We start from the raw sequence: 24,307 nt of genomic DNA, 5'->3' as shown, positions 1-24,307 counted from the left end.
GACGCGTCTGATAGAAACGCTTCTACTAACGCCGTTATTATTCTTCCCTACCCCGTCGCCAGCTATCTCGCTACATGCTCGCAACAGGTCAGACCATCAAAGTGTGATCTGATTCTAACTTCTTATTTCAAGGTTTTAAACACCTGTTTGGTTTTTAAACGACAATTATCGAAAAAGATGTTGATTAACAATGTTTAATAAAATACAAATTAGCCATTAAAGTCGGTTTTATTCCCCGTTTAAGCATGCTAACTTATTTTGCTGATTGAAATTTGGCGCCGCCAAGCCCCGCAAGGTCTTCTGACACTCCCAAGGTTGCGGTAAGCCGTTTATCACTGAATTTTTTACCCGATACGCTGTCTACAGCTCACACAATAGATAATACCGAGTAGCATCATGCCCTTAAGTCGATTTCATGCATTACGTGAATACCTGGATAAAGTGATTCTGGGTCAACCCACTCTTACCGAAAACTTATTGATCGCACTGATTGCCGATGGTCACTTACTGGTTGAGGGGCCACCGGGTCTGGCCAAGACCCGCGCGGTGAAGGCGCTCAGCGATGGGGTCGAGGGAGATTTCCACCGCATCCAGTTTACGCCAGACCTATTGCCGGCGGATCTGACCGGCACCGACATCTATCGCGCGCAGACGGCCACCTTCGAGTTTGAAGCAGGTCCTATCTTTCATAACCTGATCTTGGCCGACGAGATCAACCGCGCGCCGGCCAAGGTGCAATCGGCGCTATTGGAAGCCATGGCCGAGGGTCAGGTCACCGTCGGTAAACAAAGCTACAAGCTGCCAAAGCTGTTTCTGGTAATGGCAACTCAAAACCCGCTGGAAAACGAGGGCACCTATCCCCTGCCCGAGGCGCAGCTGGATCGCTTCCTGATGCACCTAAATCTGGACTACCCCAGCGCCGCAACAGAGTTTGAGATCATGCGCCTGTCGCGCAGCGAGGCCATCACTCAAGAACTGCCAAGGGTCGAGCCCATCGCCCAGGAGGAAGTGTTCGCCGCCCGTAAGGCCGCGCTCGACATCTATCTGGCCGAGCCGCTGGAGCAATATATTGTCAATATCGTGATGGCCACCCGTCAGCCGCAACAATACAGTGACGAGCTGGCCAGCTGGCTAGAATATGGTGTCAGCCCACGTGCGACCATCTCCATCGAGCGCTGCGCCCGCGCCCGGGCCTGGCTGATGGAGCGCGACTTTGTCTCGCCGGAAGATATTCAAGCCGTGGTGCCAAATGTGCTGCGCCACCGTCTGCTCCTTAGCTATCAGGCACAGGCCGAAGGAGTGAGCAGCGATCAGGTGATCAACCATATTCTCAGTCAGGTAGCGGTGCCTTAATGGAACAGAAGGCTTTACCACTATTTGCCGATGGCGTCTCCCTCAACCAGAAAGAGCTGTTAGCCTGCCAGAATATCGCCAGGGCCCTGCCCGAACGCAAGACCAAGGCGCGAGCGGCACTGGCCGGCCATAGAGCCAGCAGCATCAAGGGACGGGGCATGGAGTTTGCCGAGGTGCGCCATTACCAGAGCGGCGACGACGTGCGCACCATAGACTGGCGAGTAACCGCCAGAACCGGCAAGGCCCATACCAAACTGTTTGTCGAGGAGCGCGAGCGTCCGGTGTTGCTACTGCTGGATCTCAGCCATAGCCTCTATTTCGGCTCCAGCCTTATGCTGCAGTCGGTGCAGGCGGCTCACCTGGCCGCGACCTTGGGCTGGGCGGCCGTCGGTCACGGCGATCGCCTCGGCGCCCTAATCGCCTGTGAGACCGAACACCTTGAACTTAAGCCTCGTAGCCGCCAAGGAGGCATGCTGGCACTCATTTCGGCCATGGAGCAGGTGCACCAGCGGCAACTAAGCCAGCTCGATCAGCCAGTGAAACAGCCTGAGCATATCTTCAAGGCCTGCCAACGCCTGAGACGGATCGCCAAACCCGGTTCGCTTATCTGGATCATCAGTGACGGCAGCCATTTCAGCCCCCAATGTCTGGGGCCACTGAGCGAGCTAAAACGCCATTGTGATATCGGCGCCTTTCTGATCACAGATCCCCTCAGGCAAGGCACCCTTAAGCTGCCACCACAGTTCCAATTCCCGGTCAGGGATGGCGATAAGGAGCTAATGCTGGACAGGCGCAGCTACGATGCCTGGCTCAATCAGCAACAAAAACAGCAACAGGGATTTATCACCATGATGAATCAGATCAACGCACGGCCAAGACGCATCGACGCGGCCCAGCCGTTAAACCAACAAATCGGAGCCCTAAGGTAGATGCAAGCGGCAAGTCAACCTGCACTAGCCAAGATGCAGGATATCATCACCCCTGAGCCTATCGGCTTCTGGCCCCTCGCCTACGGCTATTACCTCTTAGCCCTGCTACTGATTATCCTGATCGCCGCCCTGTTCATCTATGTCAAACGCAGAGGCAAACAACTGGCGGCCAAACGCGAGGCGCTAAAGCTTCTTGCTGCAGTAACACCCGACGATCCCTTGTTAGCACTAACGGTCAACAGCCTGCTTAAACGCAGCGCCATGAGCTATCTGCCTCGCGAGCAGGTCGCCTCCCTACAGGGAGACGACTGGTATGCCTGGCTAAGCGCCCAGCTGCCAACCATGGACCCTAAGCTGCCAAGCCTCTTGGAGAAGCGTTATCAGTCCGCGCACCTCACGCAAGAGGAAGCCACACAACTTTTGAGCGGTGCCAAAGTCTGGCTGCAGCAGGCGCTGCCGCTAAAGGCTGACAAGGAGGCATTATGTTCACACTAGCCTGGCCTTGGTTGCTGGTTTTATTGCCGCTTCCCTTAATCTTTCGCCGCAGCAAACAAGCACAGCAGAAGGTTGGCGGGCATCTGCAGATGCCCGGCGTCGGTGAGGCGCAGAGCCTCACACTCGATAATTCCCCTAACCGCAGTCGCTGGCCCTATTGGTTGGTGTGGACGCTGCTGGTTTGCGCCGTCGCCCGCCCCCTATGGGTTGGCGATGCCATCGAGCTGCCGAGCAAGGGGCGTGACCTCATGCTGGCGGTGGATCTGTCAGGCAGTATGCAGATAGAGGACATGGTGTTAAACACAAAGACGGTCGATCGCTTTACCATGGTACAGAAGGTGATGAGCGAGTTTATCGAGCGCCGCAAGGGCGATAAACTGGGGCTCATCCTATTTGCCGATCACGCCTATCTGCAGGCGCCGCTCACCCAGGACAGACGCTCGGTGGCCCAATTCCTTACCGAGGCACAAATTGGTCTGGTCGGTAAGCAGACCGCCATCGGCGAGGCCATCGCCCTTGCGGTTAAACGCTTCGACAAGGCCGAGCAGAGCAACCGGGTGCTTATCCTGCTCACCGACGGTTCAAATAACTCGGGGAGCATTACGCCCGAGCAGGCCGCCGATATCGCCGCCAAGCGGGGCGTAACCATCTACACCATAGGGGTGGGCGCCGAGGTGATGGAGCGCCGCACCCTGTTTGGCAAGGAGCGCGTCAATCCGTCGATGGATCTCGACGAGGCGCAGCTCACCCTGCTGGCACAGAAAACCCAGGGGCGCTATTTCCGGGCGCGCAACTCGGATGAGCTAGAGCAGATCTATCAAGAGATAGACAAACTCGAGCCCACCGACAGCGACCAACTCAGCTATCGGCCACAGGCCGAACTCTTCTATTATCCCTTGGCTGTCGCCCTGCTGATAACGGTTCTCATGATGTTAAGCGGCCTAGCTGCCGTGCAGGCCTTAGTTCAACGTTTCCCACGGAGCGCCTCATGATCCATTTCCTCCGTCCCGAATGGCTACTGGCCCTCATTCCACTGGCCCTGCTGCTCTGGCTACAAAGACGCCATCAGCACCAGGCCTCGAGCTGGAATCGCTATATCGCGCCCCATCTGGCCAAGGTGTTGGTGAGTGGCCAGGCGGCCAACAAGAAACAACATCTTGGCCTAGTCGCCTTTATCTGGCTCGTTGGCGTCTTGGCGTTATCAGGCCCGGCGCTGACTAAACAGAAGCTGCCGGTATTCGAGTCCAACCTGGCCGGGTGATCGTCATGGATATGTCGCTGTCCATGTACGCCACCGATCTGGCTCCTAACCGATTAACTCAGGCAAAGTTTAAGGCAACGGATCTCATCAAGAGCCTCAAGGAGGGCGAGACAGGTCTGGTCGCCTACGCCGGCGATGCCTTTACCATCAGCCCACTGACCCGAGACCAATCTACCCTGCTAAACCTGTTACCGACCCTGTCGCCGGAGATCATGCCCGTGCTGGGGTCGAATCTGCCTGCGGCGCTCAAGCAGGCCAAGCAGCTACTGATCCAAGGTGGTCATCTTAAGGGCGAGATCATCCTACTGGCCGACGGCGTCGAGCCAGTGCAAATAGGCGAGGCCAAGTCGATATTGGAAGATACCCAGTATCGCCTCTCCATCATCGCCATGGGCACGGCCCAGGGCGCGGCCATCCGCCTGCCGGATGGACAACTGATGCGCGACAAAAGTGATCAGGTGGTGGTCAGTCAAACCCATCTCAATGATCTTGGCAGCCTGATTGGCGAGAGTGGTGGCAAGTTGTTTGCCTACCGCGCCGATGGCAAAGATCTCGAGGCACTGACGCAAAGCCTGAGCCAGGAAAGCGATGCCAAGACGTCAGATCGCCAAGGGGAAGCCTGGCAAGATCTCGGCCCCTATCTGGCGCTGCTCCTGCTGCTGCCAGCGCTACTGAGCTTCAGGCATGCCCTACCCGCTCTGGCCTGTCTGATGCTCCTCTCCCCTAGCCCACAGGCGCAGGCTGCCAGCTGGCAACATCCGTTTACTACTGACGATCAGCGGGCCATGCAGGCCTATCAGGCGCAAGACTACCAAGCGGCGGCCGAGCAGTTTGACTCGCCTCAATGGAAGGCCTCCTCCCTGTATAAGAGTGGCGACTATCAACAGGCACTGGAACTGTTCGAGCAAGATGATTCGGCAAGTGGCCTGTTTAATCAGGGCAACAGCCTGATGCAGCTCAATGAACTCGACAAGGCCATCGAGCGCTATCAACAGGCGCTGGATAAAGATCCCCAGCTCAGCCAGGCTAAACAAAACCTTGAGTTAGCTGAGCAGCTTAAACAGCAGCAAGATAACCAAGGCCAATCGGATCAGCAGCAATCTGATCAGAATCAGTCCCAAGATAACTCTGATCAAAGTAACGCTGATCAAAGTAACTCTGATCAAAACAAAGGCCAGGACGCGAACGGACAACAGGGTAGCGGACAGGAGCAGAGCCAACAGACCAGCGATGGCGACCAGCAATCTGGCGACAACTCACAAAGTGATGGCTCTCAAGGTGATGGCTCACAGGAGCAAAACGCTCAAGAAAAGGATGGCCAGACGTCACAACAGCAAGGCTCGCAACAAGAAGCTGACCAGCAAGCATCGCAAAATACCGGTCAGGATAACCCGTCTCAGGGGGAGCAACAGTCAGGCACGCCAAATGATGCTCAGATGAGCGCCGATCCGGCTCAACAGGCCAATAACCAAGAGGACGCCAGTAACCAAGCGGATGCTAATGCGAGTCAAAGCGATGCCGGACAACAGATGGGGCAAGACCAAGCTCAGGCAAGCAAGATGACCCAGGGAAAAGCAGACGAGTCAGATGAACAAGGCGAACCTGCTGCGGCCCTAACCAATGCGATTGCGCCAGAGGATCTGCCCCCCGAGATGCAGCGCGGCCTCTCGGGGGTGGTCGATGACCCTCAGGTCTTGCTGCGCAACAAGATGCAACTGGAATATCAAAAACGCCGCCGTCAGGGCGCGACCATAAAGGACAATCAACAGTGGTAATACGACGCTTTTTGACCTTAGCCTGTTTGGCACTCAGCCTGTCAGCACCAGCCTATGCCTTAACCAAGGTAGAAACCTCGGTAGACAGAAACCCCGCCATCCAGGGGGAATATCTGGTGCTTAGCATCAAGGCCGATGACGATGTGGACAACGCCAGCCTGGACACCAGTGGGTTGCTAAAAGACTTCATCGTCGGACGCACCAGTGTCAGCCGCAGCACCCAGATCATGAACTTCGACGCCAGCAAGGAGACCCGCTGGCAGATCCTGCTTGCCCCCAAGAAAACCGGCACAGTGATCATCCCCGCCATGACCATAGACAACGTCAGCTCTGCTCCTATAGAACTCAAGGTGGCGGCCCCCGGTAGCCAACCCGAGCAGATGAAGAACCTGTTTATCCGCAGTAGCGTCTCCACCGAGACCGCCTATGTGGGGCAACTGATCACCTATAAGGTGAAGCTTTACCTGGGCGTCGAGCTGCAACGCGGCGTACTCAGTGCGCCCAATGTCGAGGGCGCTCAGCTCAAACAACTGGGTGACGACATCGACGGCACAGAGATCATCGATGGCCGCCGCTACCGGGTGATCGAGCGAACCTATAGCCTGATCGCCGATAAGCCAGGCACACTGTCGCTTGCCGGCGCCAGCTTCTCTGGCGATGTGTTAGTCGAATCCTCCCGCCGCGGCGGCATGTTCTCCTTTAACGAGAGCCGCCCCATGCAGGCCAAGGCCGCCCCGAGCGACATCGAGGTATTGCCCATCCCAGAAACTTATCAGGGTGACTGGCTAGTGAGCGATCTCGTGGTGTTAAAAGAGGACTGGAAGAAAGATGCCCAATACCAGGTCGGCGTGCCCATCACACGTAACATCAGCCTGCTGGCCTCCAACGCCGACGATACCAGCCTACCGGGGATCACCCTAGATCTACCAGAATCCTTTAAGGTCTATCCGGAAAAGCCTCAACGCAAGACCTATGTGCGTGAGAAACAGGTGGTTGCCCAGCTCAACCAGACCACGGCCATAGTGCCGACTCAGCCAGGTAGCTATACCCTGCCCGCTATCCGCATTCCCTGGTGGAACAGCCGCACCCAGAAACAGGAGTTTGCCACCCTGCCCGCCCGCACCATCAGTGTGGCACCGGCAAGCACTAGCCAGCAGAGTCCGCTGGTCGTGACAACAGATGCTCAGGCCGCTACAACAAACTATTGGCCCGGCATCAGCGCACTGTTTGCCTTGCTATGGTTGGCGACTATGCTCTTGTGGTATCGCCACTACCAGGGCTATCGTTATCGCTCCGTGCCGAGCAACGCAAACAGGGACGCTGCACACCCTGCGCCCATGGACTCAGATGCGCTGCGCCAATTTGAAACCGCCTGCCGCCAAGGCAAGACGGGCGAGGCACTGGTTACCCTGCAGCGTCACATGAGCCAGCAGGCGGGCAAGCCGCTGACCCTGACAGATATCGCGGCCGTAAGCTTCGAGCTAGACCAGGCGATCCAAGCCATACAGCGTCAGGGATACAGCCCCGATAGCCAGGGGCTAGACTGTGAAAAGGTGATCCGCGCGGTGAAAAATGCCCCCAAAGCGGCGCCACACAGCACACAATCTGCCTTAAGCCCGTTAAATCCCCTCTAACAACTTGCCTCAGGCGCGCCAATGGCGGTAACTTAGTCGAAACAATTGACGCGCCTCACCTCCTTTCTATGCTGCGAGTAAAAAATGTTTAGCGTGATACGAAATAAAAAACCGAAAAAGTCGGTCAATAGAGACATGCTGAATAAACAACGACGATACGATAGCCTTGTCAGGGCACTTCATGGCGACCTGTTCCGCTACGCCTTTTGGCTGTGCGGGGATAAACATATCGCCGAAGATATCACCCAGGAAACCTTTTTACGTGCCTGGCGCTCCCTTGAGTCATTAAAAGACGATAAGGCCGCCAAGGCTTGGCTGATCACCATTTTGAGGCGTGAGAACGCCCGCCGCTTCGAGCGTAAACAGTTCGACTACTCGGATGTGGAGCAGGCCGATATCGCCGACCATATCTCCGCCTCCAGCGAAGAGAGCATGGAGCAGCATATGCTCAGGCGTCAGATCGCCAAGCTTGAGGCCGAATACCGTGAGCCCCTTATCCTACAGGTGATCGGTGGCTTTAGCGGTGAAGAGATCGCCGACATCTTAGATCTGAATCGTAATACCGTAATGACTCGCTTATTTCGCGCCAGAAATCAGCTGAAAGAGATACTCGATGACACGCAAACCAGGGGGCGCTCCAATGGATGAGCTCAAATTCCGCCGCGAGGCCTATGAAAATCCAAATCGTCAAGACGACGAATTTCTTGCGTCGATGCACGAGTCGAGCGAGCGCACCGCGTTTGTTAACGATCTCAAACTACTAGACAAGAAGCTCGAGGCCGCCCTGAAGGTAGAAGTGCCAGAGGATCTCGAGGCTAAGCTGCTACTCAACCAGCAGCTGCATCAACATCAGGTGGAGCGTCGCAAGACAGGTTTTACCCTGGCACTGGTGGCCTCTATCGCCTTCATCGCCGGGATCAGCTTCACCCTGCTACGCCTCGCCCCGGTCGATCTGGGACAGCACGCCCTGGCCCATGTCTATCATGAAGAGATGGCGATGAAGAGTGAGCGCAATATCAGCGTCGATGAGGTCAATACCCAGCTCGCGTCGCTGACCAGCCTCAATCATGCCCGCTTTACCGAGCAACCCGGCCGCGTACTCTACAGTACCTACTGTGACTTCCAGGGCGTGAAGAGTATCCATCTGGTGATGCAAGGCAAGCAGGGCAAGGTCACCCTGTTTATCGTACCGCTAGAAGACCGCATGGTGCTCGAGGAAGCCTTTGCCGATAATCGCTACCAGGGAATGGGCTTCAAGTCTGACAACGCCTACGTGCTCCTGGTCGGTGAAGATGTGACGGATCTGAACTTTGTCAGAGACGAAGTGAAAGAGTCTTTCATCTAAGAGGCTAAAATCTGAGCCTGTGTCGCAAGCTAAACCTGTGTAAAGTAAATCGCCAGACAAGATGATCTAAGGAGCCGGCCTAGTGTCGGCTTCTTAACATCTCACCAAAGCTAACTCTTACACGCTACAACACCTCAACATGACCAGCAAAGCCACAACATTTCCGCTTTATTTGGCAATTAATCGACCGATAAAGCCTAGATCTTGATCACATTTCAAGGCAGATTTGGGCTAGCGCTCAAACATCTGCTAGCATAGCAGGCTCACTTAAAACAGACATGTCACTCCCCATTGGCCCTGGGCTCACATCCCGGCCAGCAAGGGCATTGGCATGAGAACAATATGGCGTAAGCATGAATATTGAATTACCGATATTAATTACTTTTTTCGGCTACCTCATCCTCATGATGGGCATTGGCCTTTGGGCATATAAAGCAACCGACTCTGTCGACGATTATATTCTAGGTGGTCGCTCCATGGGACCGGCCGTCACCGCGCTCAGCGTGGGGGCCTCCGACATGTCAGGCTGGCTGCTGCTGGGACTACCTGGCGCCGTCTATCTCGGCGGCTTAGGCGAAGCCTGGATTGGCATAGGCCTGGTTTTCGGTGCCTGGCTCAACTGGCTATTTGTGGCCAAACGCCTGCGGATCTACACCCAATTTACCGACAACGCCCTCACCCTGCCGGACTTCTTCGAGAAACGCTTCGAAGACAAGCAGTCAGTACTTAAGCTGGTCTCGGCGGTCACCATCTTAGTCTTCTTCACCTTCTACACCTCATCTGGCATGGTCGGCGGCGCCATACTGTTCGAGAAGGTGTTCGGCCTGGACTACAACCTGGCCCTGCTTATCGGCTCTGGCATCATCGTAGCCTACACCTTCGTCGGCGGCTTCTTCGCCGTGAGCTGGACCGATTTCTTCCAGGGCTGCCTGATGTTGATTGCCCTGCTTATCGTGCCAGTCACCATCTTCAGCCAACCAGAGACACAGAACGGCATTCATAGCCTGGATCCCGCCATGCTATCCCTGCTGAGTGACAACACCACCATGATTGGCCTGGCATCTCTGCTGGCATGGGGACTTGGCTATTTCGGTCAGCCCCATATCCTGTCGCGCTTCATGGCTATTGGTAGCGCCGACGACCTCAAGGTATCTCGCCGTATCGCCATGAGCTGGATGGTAGTCGCACTCATGGGCGCCCTGGCAACTGGCCTTGCGGGCAGCCTCTACTTTGCCGACCAGCCTATCGACAACCCCGAGACCATCTTCATTCACCTGACCCATGCCGCCTTCAACCCTTGGATCGGTGGCCTGCTGGTTGCGGCGATCCTCTCGGCCATCATGAGCACCATCGACTCTCAGCTACTGGTCTGCTCCAGCGTGATCACCGAAGACTTCTACAAGAAATGGCTCAGACCCGAGGCCAGCAGCAAGGAGCTGATGATGATAGGTCGTATCGGCGTGCTGACCATAGCCGTCATCTCTGGCCTCATTGCCTTGAATCCGGAGAGTAGTGTACTGAGTCTGGTGAGCTATGCCTGGGCAGGCTTTGGCGCGGCATTTGGCCCAGTGGTCATTCTGTCACTCTTCTGGCGTAACTATAGCCGCAACGGCGCCGTGGCCACGATCCTTGTTGGCGCCATCACGGTCGTGCTATGGAAACAGAGCAGCGGCGGCATCTTCGATCTGTACGAGATCTTGCCAGGTTTCCTCTTCGCCACCCTTGCCGGTGTCTTGGTTAGCCTAGTCTCTGCCCCGGCAAACAGCACACGCGAACAATTCGACCAGTTTAACCAGAAACTTTGAGGCCGGGCTCGCACTCTGCTGACGTAAAAATGAGCGGAAGATCAAAAAAGCGTACAAGTGTACGCTTTTTTTATACCGTAAAAATTTTACTTACAATTTGCCATTTCACATCCCGTTAACCTTTAGCAAAACCTTAACCAAACCCAGAACCTACGTGACATAGCTCGATCGAGGCACTCTTCAAACAGGCGCCCATTTCTCGGCACAAAACCGGCCAAGCATTTAACACAAAATCAACAAAAAGTTGTATCTGGTCGGAGTTGTTGAGGTAACACCTCATCCCTACTATGCACGGGAATTATAAAATGGACCCGGCCGCCACCAGCCATGCAAAAGATGAATGGTATAAGTGACTTTTCATCGATGCTAAGCGTAAACATACTGCCGGGCCGACAATAACGAGAATAAACTATGAAGCGTTTCAACAAGACAATACTCGCAGTAGCCGTCACACTCGCTAGCTCACAGGCGATGGCCGCAGGTTTCCAACTCAACAGCCAGTCAGCCACAGGTGTCGGCCGTGCATTTGCCGGCGATGCAGTGATCGCTGACAACGCGTCTGTGCTGTCTCGCAACCCAGCAGCCATGGCTCTGTTTGACGAGAAGCAGCTCTCTATGGGCCTTACCTATGCCGACGTCGAAGTCAGCGTAAAAGATGTCTACATAGATTCTGCGCTGGGTCAGATCCACTACGGCCATGTGGATGATGCGGCAGAAGCCAAGATCATCCCTAACTTCTATTATGTCAGCCCGGTAAACGACAAGTTAGCCTATGGCGTTGCCATGTTCAGCAACTTCGGCACAGGTACAGACACCACGCCTATGTCACAGCAGCTGGTCAACGGCCTGCCTGCGCCGCTGGATCTTTTGGGTAAGACAGAAGTCACCACACTTAACTTTAACCTGAGCGCCTCTTACCGCTTTAATGACCACTTCAGCGTCGGCGCCGGTGTCGATGTGATCTATGGTCAAGGCACCCTGACCCGAGGTGGTCTGGTACCGACTCAAGCTGGCCCAGCACAACAAGATCTGGTAGATGTGGACGCCGATGGCGTGGCATTTGGTGGCATCGTTGGCGCCGTCTATGAGATCAATGCCGATCACAGATTTGGTATGAGCTACCGCTTCAGCCCTGATTTCAAGGCGACGGGCGACATCGACATGTACAATCCTGCAGCCGGTGCCAATGTGGCCTTCGATGAGATCAACATCCCTATGCCGGATATCTTCCAGGTAGCGGGTTTCCATCAGCTCACCGAAAAGTTTGCCTTGCACTATACGGCCCAGCTGACTACTTGGGGCGACTTTAAAGAGATCACTGTCAACGATGGTGTTATACCAGGCATGCCAACTACCATACCTGAAGCTAGCCTGAAAACTTACGCCTGGGACGACTCTTGGCTGTTCAGCATCGGCGGCACCTATACCCTCAACCAGGACTGGACAGTGCGCGCCGGTTACATGTTCGACCAGGGTGTTGTAGGTGAAGTCAGCTCTATCTCTATTCCTGACTCTGACCGTCAGTGGTTCACCGCAGGTGCGACCTATAACCTGGGCAAGCACGCCAGCCTGGACTTCGGTATCGCCGTCATCCGCGGTGAAGATGTGGACCTAATCGAGCACAGCGCCATCACGGGCGGCCTGCCAATCGGTCCAGATACCCGCATGGTTCACGCCACCACGCGCTCGAACGCCACCTACTACTCTATGCAGTACAACTACAAGTTCTAACTTGTTGACCAATACCCAAAAAGCCGCAGTCTACTGCGGCTTTTTTGTAGTTATGGGAAAACTTTTCTACAGTTAGTACAAGGCTCCCATGACAACAGATTGACGATGGCAAAAGTAATTGGCCTAGGCGGCATATTTTTCAAGAGTGACGATCCCAAACGGCTCGCCGAGTGGTACAAGACCTACCTACAGGTGCCAGTAGAGAACTGGGGCGGCGCGGCCTTCTACCTCAACAACCTGATGCCGATGGCGGCCACCGGCTACAGCGTCTGGACCCCCATGGGCAGAGACACGGATTATCTCCATCCCTCAACCAAAGAGTTTATGTTTAACCTGATCGTTGACGATCTCAACGAAGCCCTCTCCCAGGTGGCCCAGGGTGGCGCCCAATTAATTGCGGAAACCGAAGACTCTGAATTTGGCCGTTTCGGCTGGTTTATTGACCCAGATGGCAACAAGGTAGAACTCTGGCAACCCAGTAACCAAACCTAATACCAGTCACATTAAGTATGTGATAAGGAAATGGCCCAGGAAAAAACCTTGAGAACAAGGCAGGGTTTTTAGAGTCGTTATTCTACAATTAAAAATACCAATACAGTTATCGAGCGTTTTAACAAGCTAACCTGAACTCTGGATAAGAAAGGCTATCATTCTTTGATTTGCATAATAGCAATATTATCTCATGACTCAGTGCGGCCATTTTAGAAGCAAAACGAGGCAAAATCATAAGACAATAGCCGGTCTATTACGTTGATTTTAACGACGTTAGGCGCTAAAAGAGCCGTTCTGAGAGACTTAGATTATCCGGAGTTGAGGTAAGCTAGCATGATCAATATTTATTACGATTGGTATAACTCCTAAGACGCTGGAAAACTAAACGAAACAAGCATATGCTGGATTTACCTCATAGCAATTCGGACGCTGACTCATGCAAAAATCACTGGCGAGTATTCTCTTAGGCGGCTTTATCTGCGCCGGTCTCTACCTATTAGGCACCAGCCTTGGCGACAGCATCATCAAGATGCGCGCCATGGAAAGAACCGTCACGGTCAAGGGACTTGCCGAAGTCGAAGTCAAGGCCGACACCGCCATCTGGCCTATCCGTTTCACTCAGGTAGATAATGATCTCAATACCCTCTATCAAGAGGTGCAGAGCAAGACGGATAAGGTGATCGCCTTCCTGAGTAAACAGGGCTTTACCTCAGATGAGATCTCAAGTTCCCTCCCCTCCATCGAAGACAGACAGGCCCAGGGTTACGTCGACCCCAATGTTAAATATCGCTATGCCGCTCAGGTCACGGTATCCCTCTATACCAAGCGGGTAGACCTGCTGCTGGGCACCCAACGCAACCTCATCGAGCTGACCAAGGAAGGGATCGCCATCTCCAATCAGGATTACAACGGCCGTACCGAGTTTCTCTTTACCGGCCTGAACGAGCTCAAGCCACAGATGGTGCAGACGGCAACCGAAAACGCCCGCCAGACCGCCGAGAAGTTTGCCAAAGACTCGGCATCACAGCTTGGCAAGATAAAGCAGGCGTCTCAGGGGCAATTTACGATTAGCAATCGCGACAGCAATACACCGAGCATCAAGAAAGTCCGGGTGGTTTCGACCCTGACCTACTACTTAAACGATTAGTTTTAAAGGGGCAAGGCATCTTCGCCCCTTCAATCGTATTTTTCTAATAAAAGATTGCACAAGCTTAAAAAGTCCATTAGAATTTTCTTATGAAGTTTTAAGAGGTGATCTTCCATGCAAGTACAACACACGTTTTCCATCGGCATTCTGCTGTCGCTCGTCAGCCTAGTATCGGCTGCCAGCGAACTGCCGACTATGACTCTGGCCAAACAATCTCAGCCCCAGTGGGTCACCTTAGATGCACAGCTCGAGGCGGTAAAATCGGCTACTGTGTCGGCGCAGACCTCAGGCCGTATCATCAAGATTAACTATGATGTCAACGACATAGTGCCCCAAGGCGCCTCATTGCTGGAGATCACCAGCAAGGCCCAGGGCGCCGAGCTAGCCGCCGCCGAGGCCGACTTTGCCCGCGCCCAGGCCCAAAACGAAGAGGCGCAGAAACAGCGCAAACGTTACGAGCAGCTATTCCCCCAAGGCGCTATCTCCCAGGGTGACATGGATCAGGCCATCGCCAACGCCCGCGCCGCAGCCCAAGCCGTCAGCGCCGCCAGAGCCAGAATCATTCAGGCGAACGAGTCTTTGCAGTACACCACGGTCAGCGCGCCCTTTGCCGGTGTGGTGACCAAACGCCACGTTGAGGTGGGCGAAACCGTATCGCCGGGCCAGCCACTGCTGAGCGGCTTTGCCACCGAGCATATGCGCGCCGTCACCCATGTGCCGCTGCGTTACATAGATGCGCTGCGCGCCAACCCCAAGATGAAGCTAGTGCTACCTAACGGCAAGGAACTCGAATCGGACGCCCTGACCATCTTCTCCTTTGCCGACGCCCAAAGCCACAGCTATAAGACCCGCATCAACCTGCCGCCCCAGGAGCCCAACCTGATGCCAGGCATGTGGGTCAAGGCCAGCTTTAACGCAGGCAACAGGAATACCCTGACCATCCCTGAGTCTGCGGTGATCTATAACAACGAACTCAGCGCCGTTTATCTGCTGCAGAACGACCAGTTCATGCTCAACCAGGTGCGTCTGGGTAACAAGCAGGGCGATAATTTCGAGGTGCTATCCGGGCTAAGCGACGGCGACACCATAGCTGTCGATGCCTACCAAGTGCTGCTGAAGTTGAAACACTAGATCTGGTGATCGAATAGGAGCCGTATAGATATGAATCAGCAAGAACGACACCAAGATAATCACCACAGCCAAAAACGTCTGGGATTTTCCGGGCGTCTGGCGGCCATGTTCCAGCTAAGCGCCATCACGCCACTGCTGGCACTGCTTGGCCTGCTGCTTGGCCTGTTCGCCGTCATGGTGACCCCCAAGGAGGAGGAGCCACAGATAGATGTGACCTTCGCCGACATCTATATCCCCTTCCCTGGCGCCACACCCGGCGAGGTCGAGCATCTGGTGACTCAACCCATGGAAGAGGTGATCTCGCAAATTAAGGGCATAGATACCCTCTACTCCTTCTCGCAGCCGGACGGCGCGCTGATCATCGCCATCTTCGAGGTGGGGATTCCCCGCAACGAGGCCATAGTCAAACTTTACAATCAGGTCTACTCCAATAAAGACAAGGTCGCCAGCCATGCGGGCGTGGGTGAACCACAGATCAAACCCCGCGGCATCGATGATGTGCCCATTGTCAGCCTGACCCTCTGGTCGAAAGACAAGGCACAATCCGCCGAGCAGCTGACTCACATCGCCAAGGGGCTGGAGAGCGAGCTGAAACGCATCCCTGGTACCCGAGAGATCTACAGCGTGGGGAGCCATGAGATCAGCCTCAACGTGCGTATCGATCCCGCCAAGATGAGCTTCTACGGCCTCACCTATGACGATATTAACCGCAGCCTGTCGAGCAATAACCATGTCTCCATGCCCGTATCTCTGGTGCAAGACAATCAGGAGATCAAGGTCCAGACGGGGCAGTTTTTAAAGTCCAGGCAGGAGGTTGAGCAGCTGGTCGTCGCCGTCTATCAGGACGAGTCGGGCCAAAGCGCCCCGGTTTACCTGGGCGATATCGCCAAGATAAGCCTTAACAGCGACATACCGACCCAGCACGCCTGGCACGGCGACAAGTCGGCTATCTATCCAGCGGTCACCATCGCCATCGGTAAGCAGCCGGGCGAAAATGCCGTGGATATCGCCAATGTGATCCTCGAGCGCCTGGATAAGATAGACAACATCCTAGTGCCCGATGATGTGAACATCACGGTATCGCGTAACTATGGTAAGACGGCTGGCGACAAGGCCAATACCCTGATCCTCAAGCTGGTGTTTGCCACCTCGGCCGTGGTGATTCTGGTCTTCCTCACCATGGGGCTACGCGAATCTGTGGTGGTGGGCATCGCCATCATCATTACCCTGGCGATCACACTGTTTGCCTCTTGGGCCTGGGGCTTTACCCTTAACCGTATCTCGCTGTTTGCCTTGATTTTCTCTATCGGCATTCTGGTGGATGACGCCATAGTGGTGGTAGAGAATATCCATAGGCACATGGCGCTAGGCAAACGCTCCTTCGTCGAGCTGATCCCCGTCGCCGTCGATGAGGTGGGCGGCCCGACCATCTTGGCCACCTTTACCGTGATCGCCGCACTGATGCCGATGGCGTTCGTATCAGGCCTCATGGGCCCTTATATGAGCCCGATCCCTATCAACGCCAGCATGGGGATGCTGATCTCACTGGCTATCGCCTTCATCGTCACCCCTTGGTTGGCCACTAAGCTGCTCAAGGGCCACCAGCATCAAGGCAGTGATGGCGAGCAGGATGTAGACGATCGCATGCTCAGGCTCTTTACCCGCCTGATCTCGCCTTTCGTCAGAGGTAAGCAGGCCGGTAAGGCCAGAATTGGCCTGGGCGCCGCTATCGCATTAATGATCATGATTGCCATCTCCCTGCCCGTGGGACAGCTGGTCGTGCTCAAGATGCTGCCTTTTGACAACAAATCAGAATTTCAGGTGATGCTGGATATGCCAGAAGGCACACCAGTTGAGCAGACACAGCGCGTCCTCAAGGCGCTGGCACAGGAGCTGGATAAGGTCGAAGAGGTGGAGAACTACCAGCTCTACGCCGGCACCGCCGCGCCAATGAACTTCAACGGCCTGGTGCGCCACTACTTCCTCAGACAGAGCCAGGAGCTGGGCGATATTCAGGTTAATCTGGTCGACAAAGGCGAGCGAAACAGAGACAGCCACAGCATAGCATCTGAGGTGCGCCGCGCACTGCAAGCTACCGCCAAGCAATATCATGCCAACGTCAAGGTAGTCGAAGTGCCCCCAGGGCCGCCAGTATGGTCACCTATCCTGGCCGAGGTCTATGGCCCTAACGCCGAGATGCGAGAAACTGCCGCCAAGGCGCTGCAACAGCTATTTCATGACACCCAGGATGTGGTGGATATCGACATCTATCTACCGGCCGCCCAGCAAAAATGGCAGGTGAATATTGACCGTGCCAAGGCCAGCCTGATGGGCGTGCCCTACAGCAATATCGTCGATCTGGTGGCCACCTCGGTGGGCGGCAAGGCGGTAAGCTACTTGCACAAACCCAATCAGAAGACCCCGGTACCCATCAAGCTGCAGCTGGAGGAAGGCGCCAAGGTGGATCTCGAGCAGGTGCTAAACCTCAAACTCACCACGGCATCGGGCACCTCGGTTCCCGTCTCTGAGCTGATAACCATACGTAAGCAAGCCATAGATGCCCCCATCATACGCAAGAACATGATCCCTATGATCATGGTGGTGGCCGACATGGCAGGGCCGCTGGACAGCCCCCTCTATGGCATGTTCGAAATTGCCGGCAGCATCAATCAAGATGGCGGCCTAGGCTTCGATCAGCATTATGTCAACCAACCTAGCGGGCTGGACAGCATTGCCGTGCTCTGGGATGGCGAGTGGAAGATCACCTATGAAACCTTCAGAGACATGGGCATCGCCTATGGCGTGGGCATGATCGCCATCTACCTCTTGGTGGTGGGTCAGTTCCGCTCCTACAGCGTGCCGCTGATCATCATGGCGCCTATTCCGCTCACCATCATAGGGGTAATGCCGGGTCATGCCCTGCTGGGCGCACAATTTACCGCCACCTCAATGATCGGCATGATCGCCCTGGCCGGGATTATCGTGCGTAACTCCATCCTATTGGTGGACTTTATTAACCAGGAAACCGCGGCGGGCGTGCCCTTCGAGCAGGCGGTAATCCATTCTGGCGCCGTCAGGGCCAAGCCCATCATGCTCACGGGACTGGCCGCCATGATTGGCGCCCTGTTCATCTTGGATGATCCGATCTTTAACGGGCTGGCCATCAGCCTGATTTTCGGCATCTTGGTATCGACCCTATTAACCCTGGTGGTGATCCCCGTGCTCTATTACGCCGTGATGCGTCACCGCCCCGAATACTTTGCCGCGGTCAATCCGCAATCTTAAGGAGATACTGTATGTCTGTCGAACGTAGTATTTTCGCCTTTGCAGGCTTTATGGTCATGTTGTCTTTACTGCTCACGGCCTTTGTCCATCCCAATTTTATCTGGCTAACGGCTTTTGTAGGCGCTAATCTATTTCAAAGTGCCTTTACCGGCTTCTGCCCGGCCGCCATGTTGATGAAGAAGATGGGGATCAAGACAGAAGCGGAATTGGCTCGCATGAAATAATACCAATCACGGTAAGTAAGTGCTCAGAAACAACCTAAGAGAAACGCTTGATAGCCAGGCTATAATTTTAGATAAGTAGTTATTTTACAATCAAAAATTATAATGCCCTTATCGAGCGTTTTAACAAGCTAACATGAGCAGTTATTGACTAGGATTGGAACCACTCACAAGTCACAAGGAGCCAACGTGAGACAAGCCAATAAGATGCTACCCAAGTCTTTTATCAGCCTGATGGCGCTGCTGTTTATCGCTATCATGGGCATATCTGCGCCAAGCTATGGCGAAGAGAAGAACCCTAAGGTTGCTTGGGAGCATATACAGCAAGGGGCCATGGTCGTCGATGTCAGAACCCCTGAGGAGTTTGCCGAGGGACACCTGGAAAACGCGATTAACATTCCCTTTGAAAACATTGCCGAAGAGTTTACCAAACGCAACATAGCCAAAGATCAGTCTGTGGTGCTCTATTGCCGCAGCGGACGTCGCAGTGGTATCGCTCAGGAAAGCCTGATAAAACTCGGCTATAGCAACACCTATAATGGCGGCGGCTATCAGAGCCTGGCTAATAAGCAGTAAAGATAAGTTCCGCTTTCAAACAAAGGCGCCTCTGGGTGCCTTTTTTATTTCAGCCCTTCTTATTTCAACCTTTGTTATTTCTGCCCTTCTTATTTCAACCTTAGCTGTTTCAACCTTAGCTGTTTCAACCTTAGCTATTTCATGCTTTCTATTTATTAGCCGCCTAGGGCCTGACGCATCGAAGCAAGTTAGCCAAGGGCGGAGCAGCACACGGCCCCCAATAACGTCACTATTCATTCGTTAGCCTATCTCGCCGGCAAGTAGCCAACCGATACATAAACTCATGGGCCACTCGGTGCTCACTCAATATGCGGTCAATGTGAAACTCAATATGCGGTCAATGTGAAACTAACTATGCGGCCAATGTGCAACCAATATGCAGGCAAGGTTCAGCCAAAGTATCGGGGCAAATGTAACAATTGAAACAGCATATAACCATTAGCTATATGTTATTACGATTATGGAATATAAATTAAGCAATAATTACAATGATTTATAAATTAAGGTCAATTTCCCGTCGCAGGCAAGCATCCCTCATAGTTACAAAATAAATACGCCAAAAATTCGAATAAATACTCAAAAACACACTATCTCACCGACGAAACAATCGTATTCATTGAATATTTTCCGCATAAAAATGCTCTCTACCATTATGGTGTTTGGCCCGCATCGCGAATTAACAGCTTGTTTACAAATGTTTCTGCAGCAGATAAATTCACTGTCGAGTAACGCATATAATGGCAGTCATGCTGCTATGCACTCTAATAATAATTATTAATTCTAACTTTTAAAATGGAAGACAATATGACAGTTAAAAAGACAACTGCGGTCGCTATGTCTTTGTCTGCGCTTGCCTTGGCAATCGCAGCAAACGTCAATGCGGCGCCTTCGAAAGGACTCCACCTTCAGGCGGATAATGCCCGTATCAATCAAGCATCTCCCCTGCCTAAGCGCTATATCGTCAAGTTTAAGAATGCCCAGGCCGCCGCACAAGCCGATGCCAACAGCCTGAATGATTATCAGCCTAGAGCCAACGAAGTCTTCTCTCAGCACAGAGCACTGAACAGCGTGAAGGCCAAGCAGATGAAGCGCATCGGTCGCTCAAACGCATACTCGGCTCAGCTCGATAGCAAGGGCGTTAAGGCCCTGAAATTGCGCGCCGACATCGACTATGTTGAAGAAGATATGCCGCGCCGTCTGCTGAGTGAAACGACGCCTTGGGGTCAAACCTTCGTAGGCGCCACCAGCCTAAGCGACAGCATGGCCGGCAACCGCACCATCTGTATCATCGACTCAGGTTACGATCGCAGCCACAGCGAGCTAAGCGGCAACAATGTCACGGGTACCAACAACTCGGGCACAGGCAACTGGTATGAGCCAGGCGCCCACAACGCGCACGGTACTCACGTAGCCGGCACCATTGCCGCTATCGCCAACAACGACGGTGTTGTCGGTGTGATGCCAAACCAAAACGCCAACATCCACGTGGTAAAAGTATTTAACTCTGACGGTTGGGGTTACTCGTCTTCACTGGTTTCTGCGGTTGACACCTGTGTCAATAACGGTGCCAATGTCGTCACCATGAGTCTGGGTGGTTCTCAGTCAACCACGACTGAGCGCAACGCACTCGCGGCTCACGCCAACAACGGCGTGCTACTGATCGCCGCTGCCGGTAACGATGGTAACAACACTCATAGCTACCCAGCATCATATGACGCCGTAATGTCTGTTGCCGCGGTAGACAACAACAAAGATCACGCCGCCTTCTCTCAGTACACCAACCAGGTTGAGATCTCAGGTCCAGGTGAAGCGATTCTTTCAACCGTCACACGTGGCGAGGGTCGTCTGGCAAATATCACCGCAGGTGGTCAGTCATACTTCGACAATGGTGTGGTTCCCCATAACCGCTATGTGAAAGACAGCAGCGGCAACTATGTCGGTACACCTATCGCAGGTTCTGTCACCGCCGAGCTGGCCGAGTGTAGCGTATCGGGCGGTGTATTTAACTGTGGCGACATGACAGGTAAGGTTTGTCTGGTTGAGCGTGTTGGCAACCAAGGCGCCAGCTACCCAGAGATCGACGCGGTTAAGGCTTGTAACAATGCCGGCGCCCAGGCGGCCATCGTGTTCAGTAACACGACACTGCCAGGTCTGCAAAACCCCTTCCTGGTTGACACCAACAACGAAGCCCCAATGGTTTCTGTTTCTGTCGATCGCGCCACTGGTCAGGCACTGCGTGCTCACCTAGGCACCAATGTCACTGTGGCTAACACTAGTGGTGAAGATTACGAGTACTACAATGGTACCTCTATGGCGACGCCACACGTATCGGGTGTTGCAACACTGGTATGGAGCTACCACCCAGAGTGTAGCGCCGCCCAAGTGCGTGCTGCGCTGACCGCAACCGCTGAAGATCTGGATGTAGCGGGTCGCGACGACAAGACGGGTTATGGTCTGGTTAACGCGGTTGCAGCCAAAGAGTACCTAGATGCTTCTTGTAACGGCCCAACCGATCCGGGTACGGGCGGAAACGGTAGCAACGTGCTGGGAAATGGCGTGGCTAAGACCAACCTCACCGGCGTGAAAGGCGACGAGCTACACTTCTCAATCGAAGTACCAGCAGGTGCCAGCGATCTGAACTTTGCCATGAGCGGCGGTACCGGCGATGCTGACCTTTACATGCAGTACGGCGCGGCCCCTACCCTGAGCAGCTACGACTGTCGTCCTTGGAAAGGTGGCAACAGCGAATCTTGCCCAGTGAGCACACCGCAGGCAGGCACTTACTATGTGATGGTGCAAGGTTACAGCGACTTTAGCGGTGTCAGCCTGACAGCTAGCTACACAGAGCAGAGCTCTGGCGGCAACACTGGCGGCGCAGCCACCTACACCAACAACACCAGCTATGCGATCCCTGACAACAGCTCTGCTGGTATCAGCAGCCCAATCGATGTCACTCGCAGCGGCGACTCAGGCACAGTCACAGTAACGGTAAACATTACCCACACCTATATCGGCGACTTGCAGGTTGAACTGCACAGCCCAAGCGGTCAGGTAGCCGTGCTACATGACAACAGTGGCGGCAGCGCAGACAACATCATCAAGAGCTACACAGTCGACATGTCTGGCGTTGAATCGGCCGGCACCTGGACGCTGAAAGCCGTAGATAGCGCCCGTCGCGACACAGGTACTATCGATGCATGGCAGCTTAGCTTCCAGTAAAGGCATAAAATAAACAGGGGACCTCAGGGTCCCCTTTTTTATCGAAAACGCCATGAATAAGCTGATATAATGAGACAAATTTTTTACTCATTCATCACCATGACCCAGGCGAATAATCCATTACACGGCATCAAACTCGAAGCCTTACTCACCGACCTTGTCGACCACTACGGCTGGGAAGAGCTGGGTAGACGCATCGACATACGCTGCTTTAATCACGACCCTTCCATCAAGTCCAGTCTCAAGTTTTTACGCAAGACCCAATGGGCCAGAGAAAAGGTCGAGCGCCTCTATCTCAAGATGATTGGCGAGCCTATTCCGCAGCACCTTCGCGGTGACGCAGGTCGCAATACCGAGACACCACGAGCTAGCGGTACCCAGGATTCCGGCAGATCGAGACCAACAAACCATCAACCCACAAAAGAGCAGCCCACGAAAGACAAGGCTGAAGATGAGAGTTCAACGGGCGTGAATCAACACATTTGGGGAAAAGGCCAGGACTAAGCCAGAAAAGAAGCCTGAGCAGAGGTCAGAGTATAAGCCTGACGATAAGTCACAGTCGAAGCCAGCGAATTTCACCGAAAAAGTGAATCCTATCAGCGTATTCATGCAGGAATTAACTTAAGCTTTGCGCCTGCCTGCCGATATTCTGGCTAGGCATCCTCTTAGTCGTAATAACCAGGAAGGTTAGCAAATGAATGTGCTCGGTATAAATCCCTTAGGCGCCCAAAGCGCCGGTCCTACAGACTTAAGCTCTATCGAAGTGCGTAGCACCAATGCCCCGCAAGCGCCCCAAGTTCAAAACACTCAGATTCAGCCTGCAACCGATAAGGTCAGCCTGTCCGAAGAGGGCCGTCAGGCGCTCGCCGATGCGACAGGCAAGGCGCTGCGTAACAACGATGCGGCCAAGGCAGCTAACGCGCAAAAAGCGGAGCAAGAAGTGGATGAAGGCCAATCTCAGATAGACAAAAAGATTAAAGAGTTAAAGCAGAAACTCGAAGAGTTAAAACTTGAGCTCCAGGCCCTTCAAGGGGATGATTCCGAGACGGCGAAACAAGCGCGCAAGCAACTACAAGATCAGATAGCCGTTCTCAGCAATCAGTTGATGTCGCTGCTCAGTGCTAAAGAGAAACAGGATCAATCGCAAGGCTAACGAAAAGTAATCACACCATGGCGACAGGTTAAGGTGTCGCCATGGCGAAAGAGGTTAATTTTGATGTTCTTCGGTGAAGTGATATTCAGACATCATATGACCCAGCTCGGTCGACTTGGTCTTTAGATAGGCCTCATTGTAACGATTCTTACCTACCTGCAGAGGCACGCGCTCGATTACCGCTATGCCTAGCTCCTTCATCGCCTTGACCTTGCGGGGATTGTTGGTCATCAGCTTCACCTGCTGCACACCAATCTTCTCCAGCATAGGCTTGATCATGTCATATTTGCGCATATCGGCGGCAAAGCCCAGACGCTCATTGGCCTCTACCGTGTTGGCGCCTTGATCTTGCAACTCATAGGCACGGATCTTATTGAGCAGGCCTATGCCACGGCCTTCCTGACGCAGGTAGAGAATAAACCCCTGACCCGCCTCGGCGATATTTTGCATCGCGGTTTGTAGCTGAAAACCACAATCGCAACGCAGACTAAACAGGGCATCACCGGTCAGACACTCGGAATGAATTCTGCCCAACATGGGCTGGCTCGCATCTAACTCGCCAAAGGTGAGCGCCACATGTTCTTTGCCCGTCTCTGTATCTTCGAAACCATGCATGGCAAATACTCCCCAAGGGGTGGGAAGTTTAGAGGTGGCGACATACTTAATCGACATGAAATAACCTTTACAACTCGCTCTGTCTGAGATGCGAATGAAGAATGAAAACCAGGTGGAGGAACTCTCCCCTTTCTCAGACC

19 protein-coding genes and 1 pseudogene are annotated in these 24,307 nt (G+C 53.9%); 19 read left to right on the top strand and 1 reads right to left on the bottom strand.

Annotation, left to right across the window (positions count from 1 at the left end):
- The first annotated feature begins 396 nt into the window (after positions 1-396).
- The 19 genes and pseudogenes from DB48_RS06505 to DB48_RS06410 all read left to right on the top strand — a co-directional run bounded on the left by DB48_RS06505 (position 397) and on the right by DB48_RS06410 (position 23,552).
- Entirely contained in the window at positions 397-1,353 is a 957-nt protein-coding gene (locus DB48_RS06505) for an AAA family ATPase (RefSeq protein ID WP_041509451.1), read from the top strand.
- Positions 1,353-2,282 carry a DUF58 domain-containing protein gene (locus DB48_RS06500; protein WP_041509450.1) on the top strand — a complete coding sequence of 310 codons (930 nt, stop codon included), beginning with the start codon at positions 1,353-1,355 and terminating at the stop codon, positions 2,280-2,282. The genes DB48_RS06505 and DB48_RS06500 overlap by 1 nt, the downstream gene beginning before the upstream one ends.
- Positions 2,283-2,777, top strand: coding sequence for a DUF4381 domain-containing protein (locus DB48_RS06495; RefSeq protein ID WP_041509449.1), 495 nt, complete (start codon positions 2,283-2,285; stop codon positions 2,775-2,777).
- Positions 2,765-3,769, top strand: coding sequence for a vWA domain-containing protein (locus DB48_RS06490; RefSeq protein ID WP_041509448.1), 1,005 nt, complete (start codon positions 2,765-2,767; stop codon positions 3,767-3,769). Before DB48_RS06495 ends, DB48_RS06490 begins: the two co-directional genes overlap by 13 nt.
- Positions 3,766-5,813, top strand: a pseudogene (locus tag DB48_RS06485) (VWA domain-containing protein). Before DB48_RS06490 ends, DB48_RS06485 begins: the two are co-directional and overlap by 4 nt.
- Entirely contained in the window at positions 5,807-7,447 is a 1,641-nt protein-coding gene (locus DB48_RS06480) for a BatD family protein (protein ID WP_041509447.1), read from the top strand. Before DB48_RS06485 ends, DB48_RS06480 begins: the two are co-directional and overlap by 7 nt.
- An 84-nt stretch (positions 7,448-7,531) precedes the next feature.
- Positions 7,532-8,095: a sigma-70 family RNA polymerase sigma factor gene (locus tag DB48_RS06475; protein ID WP_041509446.1), complete on the top strand. Its 564-nt coding sequence runs from the start codon at positions 7,532-7,534 to the stop codon at positions 8,093-8,095.
- Positions 8,088-8,792 (top strand): DUF3379 domain-containing protein, encoded by a 705-nt coding sequence (locus DB48_RS06470; RefSeq protein WP_041509445.1) that lies wholly within the window; start codon positions 8,088-8,090, stop codon positions 8,790-8,792. The genes DB48_RS06475 and DB48_RS06470 overlap by 8 nt, the downstream gene beginning before the upstream one ends.
- A gap of 353 nt (positions 8,793-9,145) precedes the next feature.
- Complete coding sequence (gene putP / locus DB48_RS06465) at positions 9,146-10,597, top strand: sodium/proline symporter PutP (RefSeq protein ID WP_041509444.1); 1,452 nt, start codon at positions 9,146-9,148, stop codon at positions 10,595-10,597.
- A gap of 411 nt (positions 10,598-11,008) precedes the next feature.
- Positions 11,009-12,328, top strand: coding sequence for an OmpP1/FadL family transporter (locus DB48_RS06460; protein ID WP_041509443.1), 1,320 nt, complete (start codon positions 11,009-11,011; stop codon positions 12,326-12,328).
- Between the two features lie 105 nt (positions 12,329-12,433).
- Positions 12,434-12,820 (top strand): VOC family protein, encoded by a 387-nt coding sequence (locus DB48_RS06455; RefSeq protein ID WP_041509442.1) that lies wholly within the window; start codon positions 12,434-12,436, stop codon positions 12,818-12,820.
- A 436-nt stretch (positions 12,821-13,256) separates the two neighbouring features.
- Positions 13,257-13,967, top strand: a complete 711-nt coding sequence (locus DB48_RS06450) for an SIMPL domain-containing protein (RefSeq protein WP_041509441.1) — start codon at positions 13,257-13,259, stop codon at positions 13,965-13,967.
- Positions 13,968-14,081: 114 nt separating this feature from the next.
- Positions 14,082-15,098, top strand: coding sequence for an efflux RND transporter periplasmic adaptor subunit (locus tag DB48_RS06445; protein WP_041509440.1), 1,017 nt, complete (start codon positions 14,082-14,084; stop codon positions 15,096-15,098).
- A gap of 30 nt (positions 15,099-15,128) precedes the next feature.
- Positions 15,129-18,383, top strand: a complete 3,255-nt coding sequence (locus DB48_RS06440) for an efflux RND transporter permease subunit (RefSeq protein ID WP_052813675.1) — start codon at positions 15,129-15,131, stop codon at positions 18,381-18,383.
- A gap of 11 nt (positions 18,384-18,394) precedes the next feature.
- Complete coding sequence (locus DB48_RS06435; RefSeq protein WP_033537722.1) at positions 18,395-18,607, top strand: YgaP family membrane protein; 213 nt, start codon at positions 18,395-18,397, stop codon at positions 18,605-18,607.
- 186 nt (positions 18,608-18,793) lie between these two features.
- Entirely contained in the window at positions 18,794-19,180 is a 387-nt protein-coding gene (locus tag DB48_RS06430) for a rhodanese-like domain-containing protein (protein ID WP_152619107.1), read from the top strand.
- Between the two features lie 804 nt (positions 19,181-19,984).
- On the top strand, positions 19,985-22,399 hold the full coding sequence (locus DB48_RS06420; RefSeq protein ID WP_041509438.1) for a S8 family serine peptidase: 2,415 nt from the start codon (positions 19,985-19,987) through the stop codon (positions 22,397-22,399).
- A 99-nt stretch (positions 22,400-22,498) separates the two neighbouring features.
- The gene (locus DB48_RS06415) at positions 22,499-22,903 is read left to right on the top strand and encodes a VF530 family DNA-binding protein (protein ID WP_041509566.1); all 405 of its coding nucleotides are present in this window, start codon (positions 22,499-22,501) and stop codon (positions 22,901-22,903) included.
- 190 nt (positions 22,904-23,093) lie between these two features.
- Positions 23,094-23,552, top strand: coding sequence for a hypothetical protein (locus tag DB48_RS06410; protein ID WP_041509437.1), 459 nt, complete (start codon positions 23,094-23,096; stop codon positions 23,550-23,552).
- Positions 23,553-23,606: 54 nt separating this feature from the next.
- Here the strand turns inward: DB48_RS06410 and ribA are convergent, their stop codons facing one another.
- Positions 23,607-24,224, bottom strand: coding sequence for a GTP cyclohydrolase II (gene ribA, locus DB48_RS06405; protein WP_041509436.1), 618 nt, complete (start codon positions 24,222-24,224; stop codon positions 23,607-23,609).
- Positions 24,225-24,307 lie beyond the last annotated feature (83 nt).

The organism is Shewanella sp. cp20 (genome assembly GCF_000832025.1).
Taxonomy (GTDB): Bacteria; Pseudomonadota; Gammaproteobacteria; order Enterobacterales; family Shewanellaceae; genus Shewanella.
This window is presented reverse-complemented; position numbering and strand designations above follow the sequence as displayed.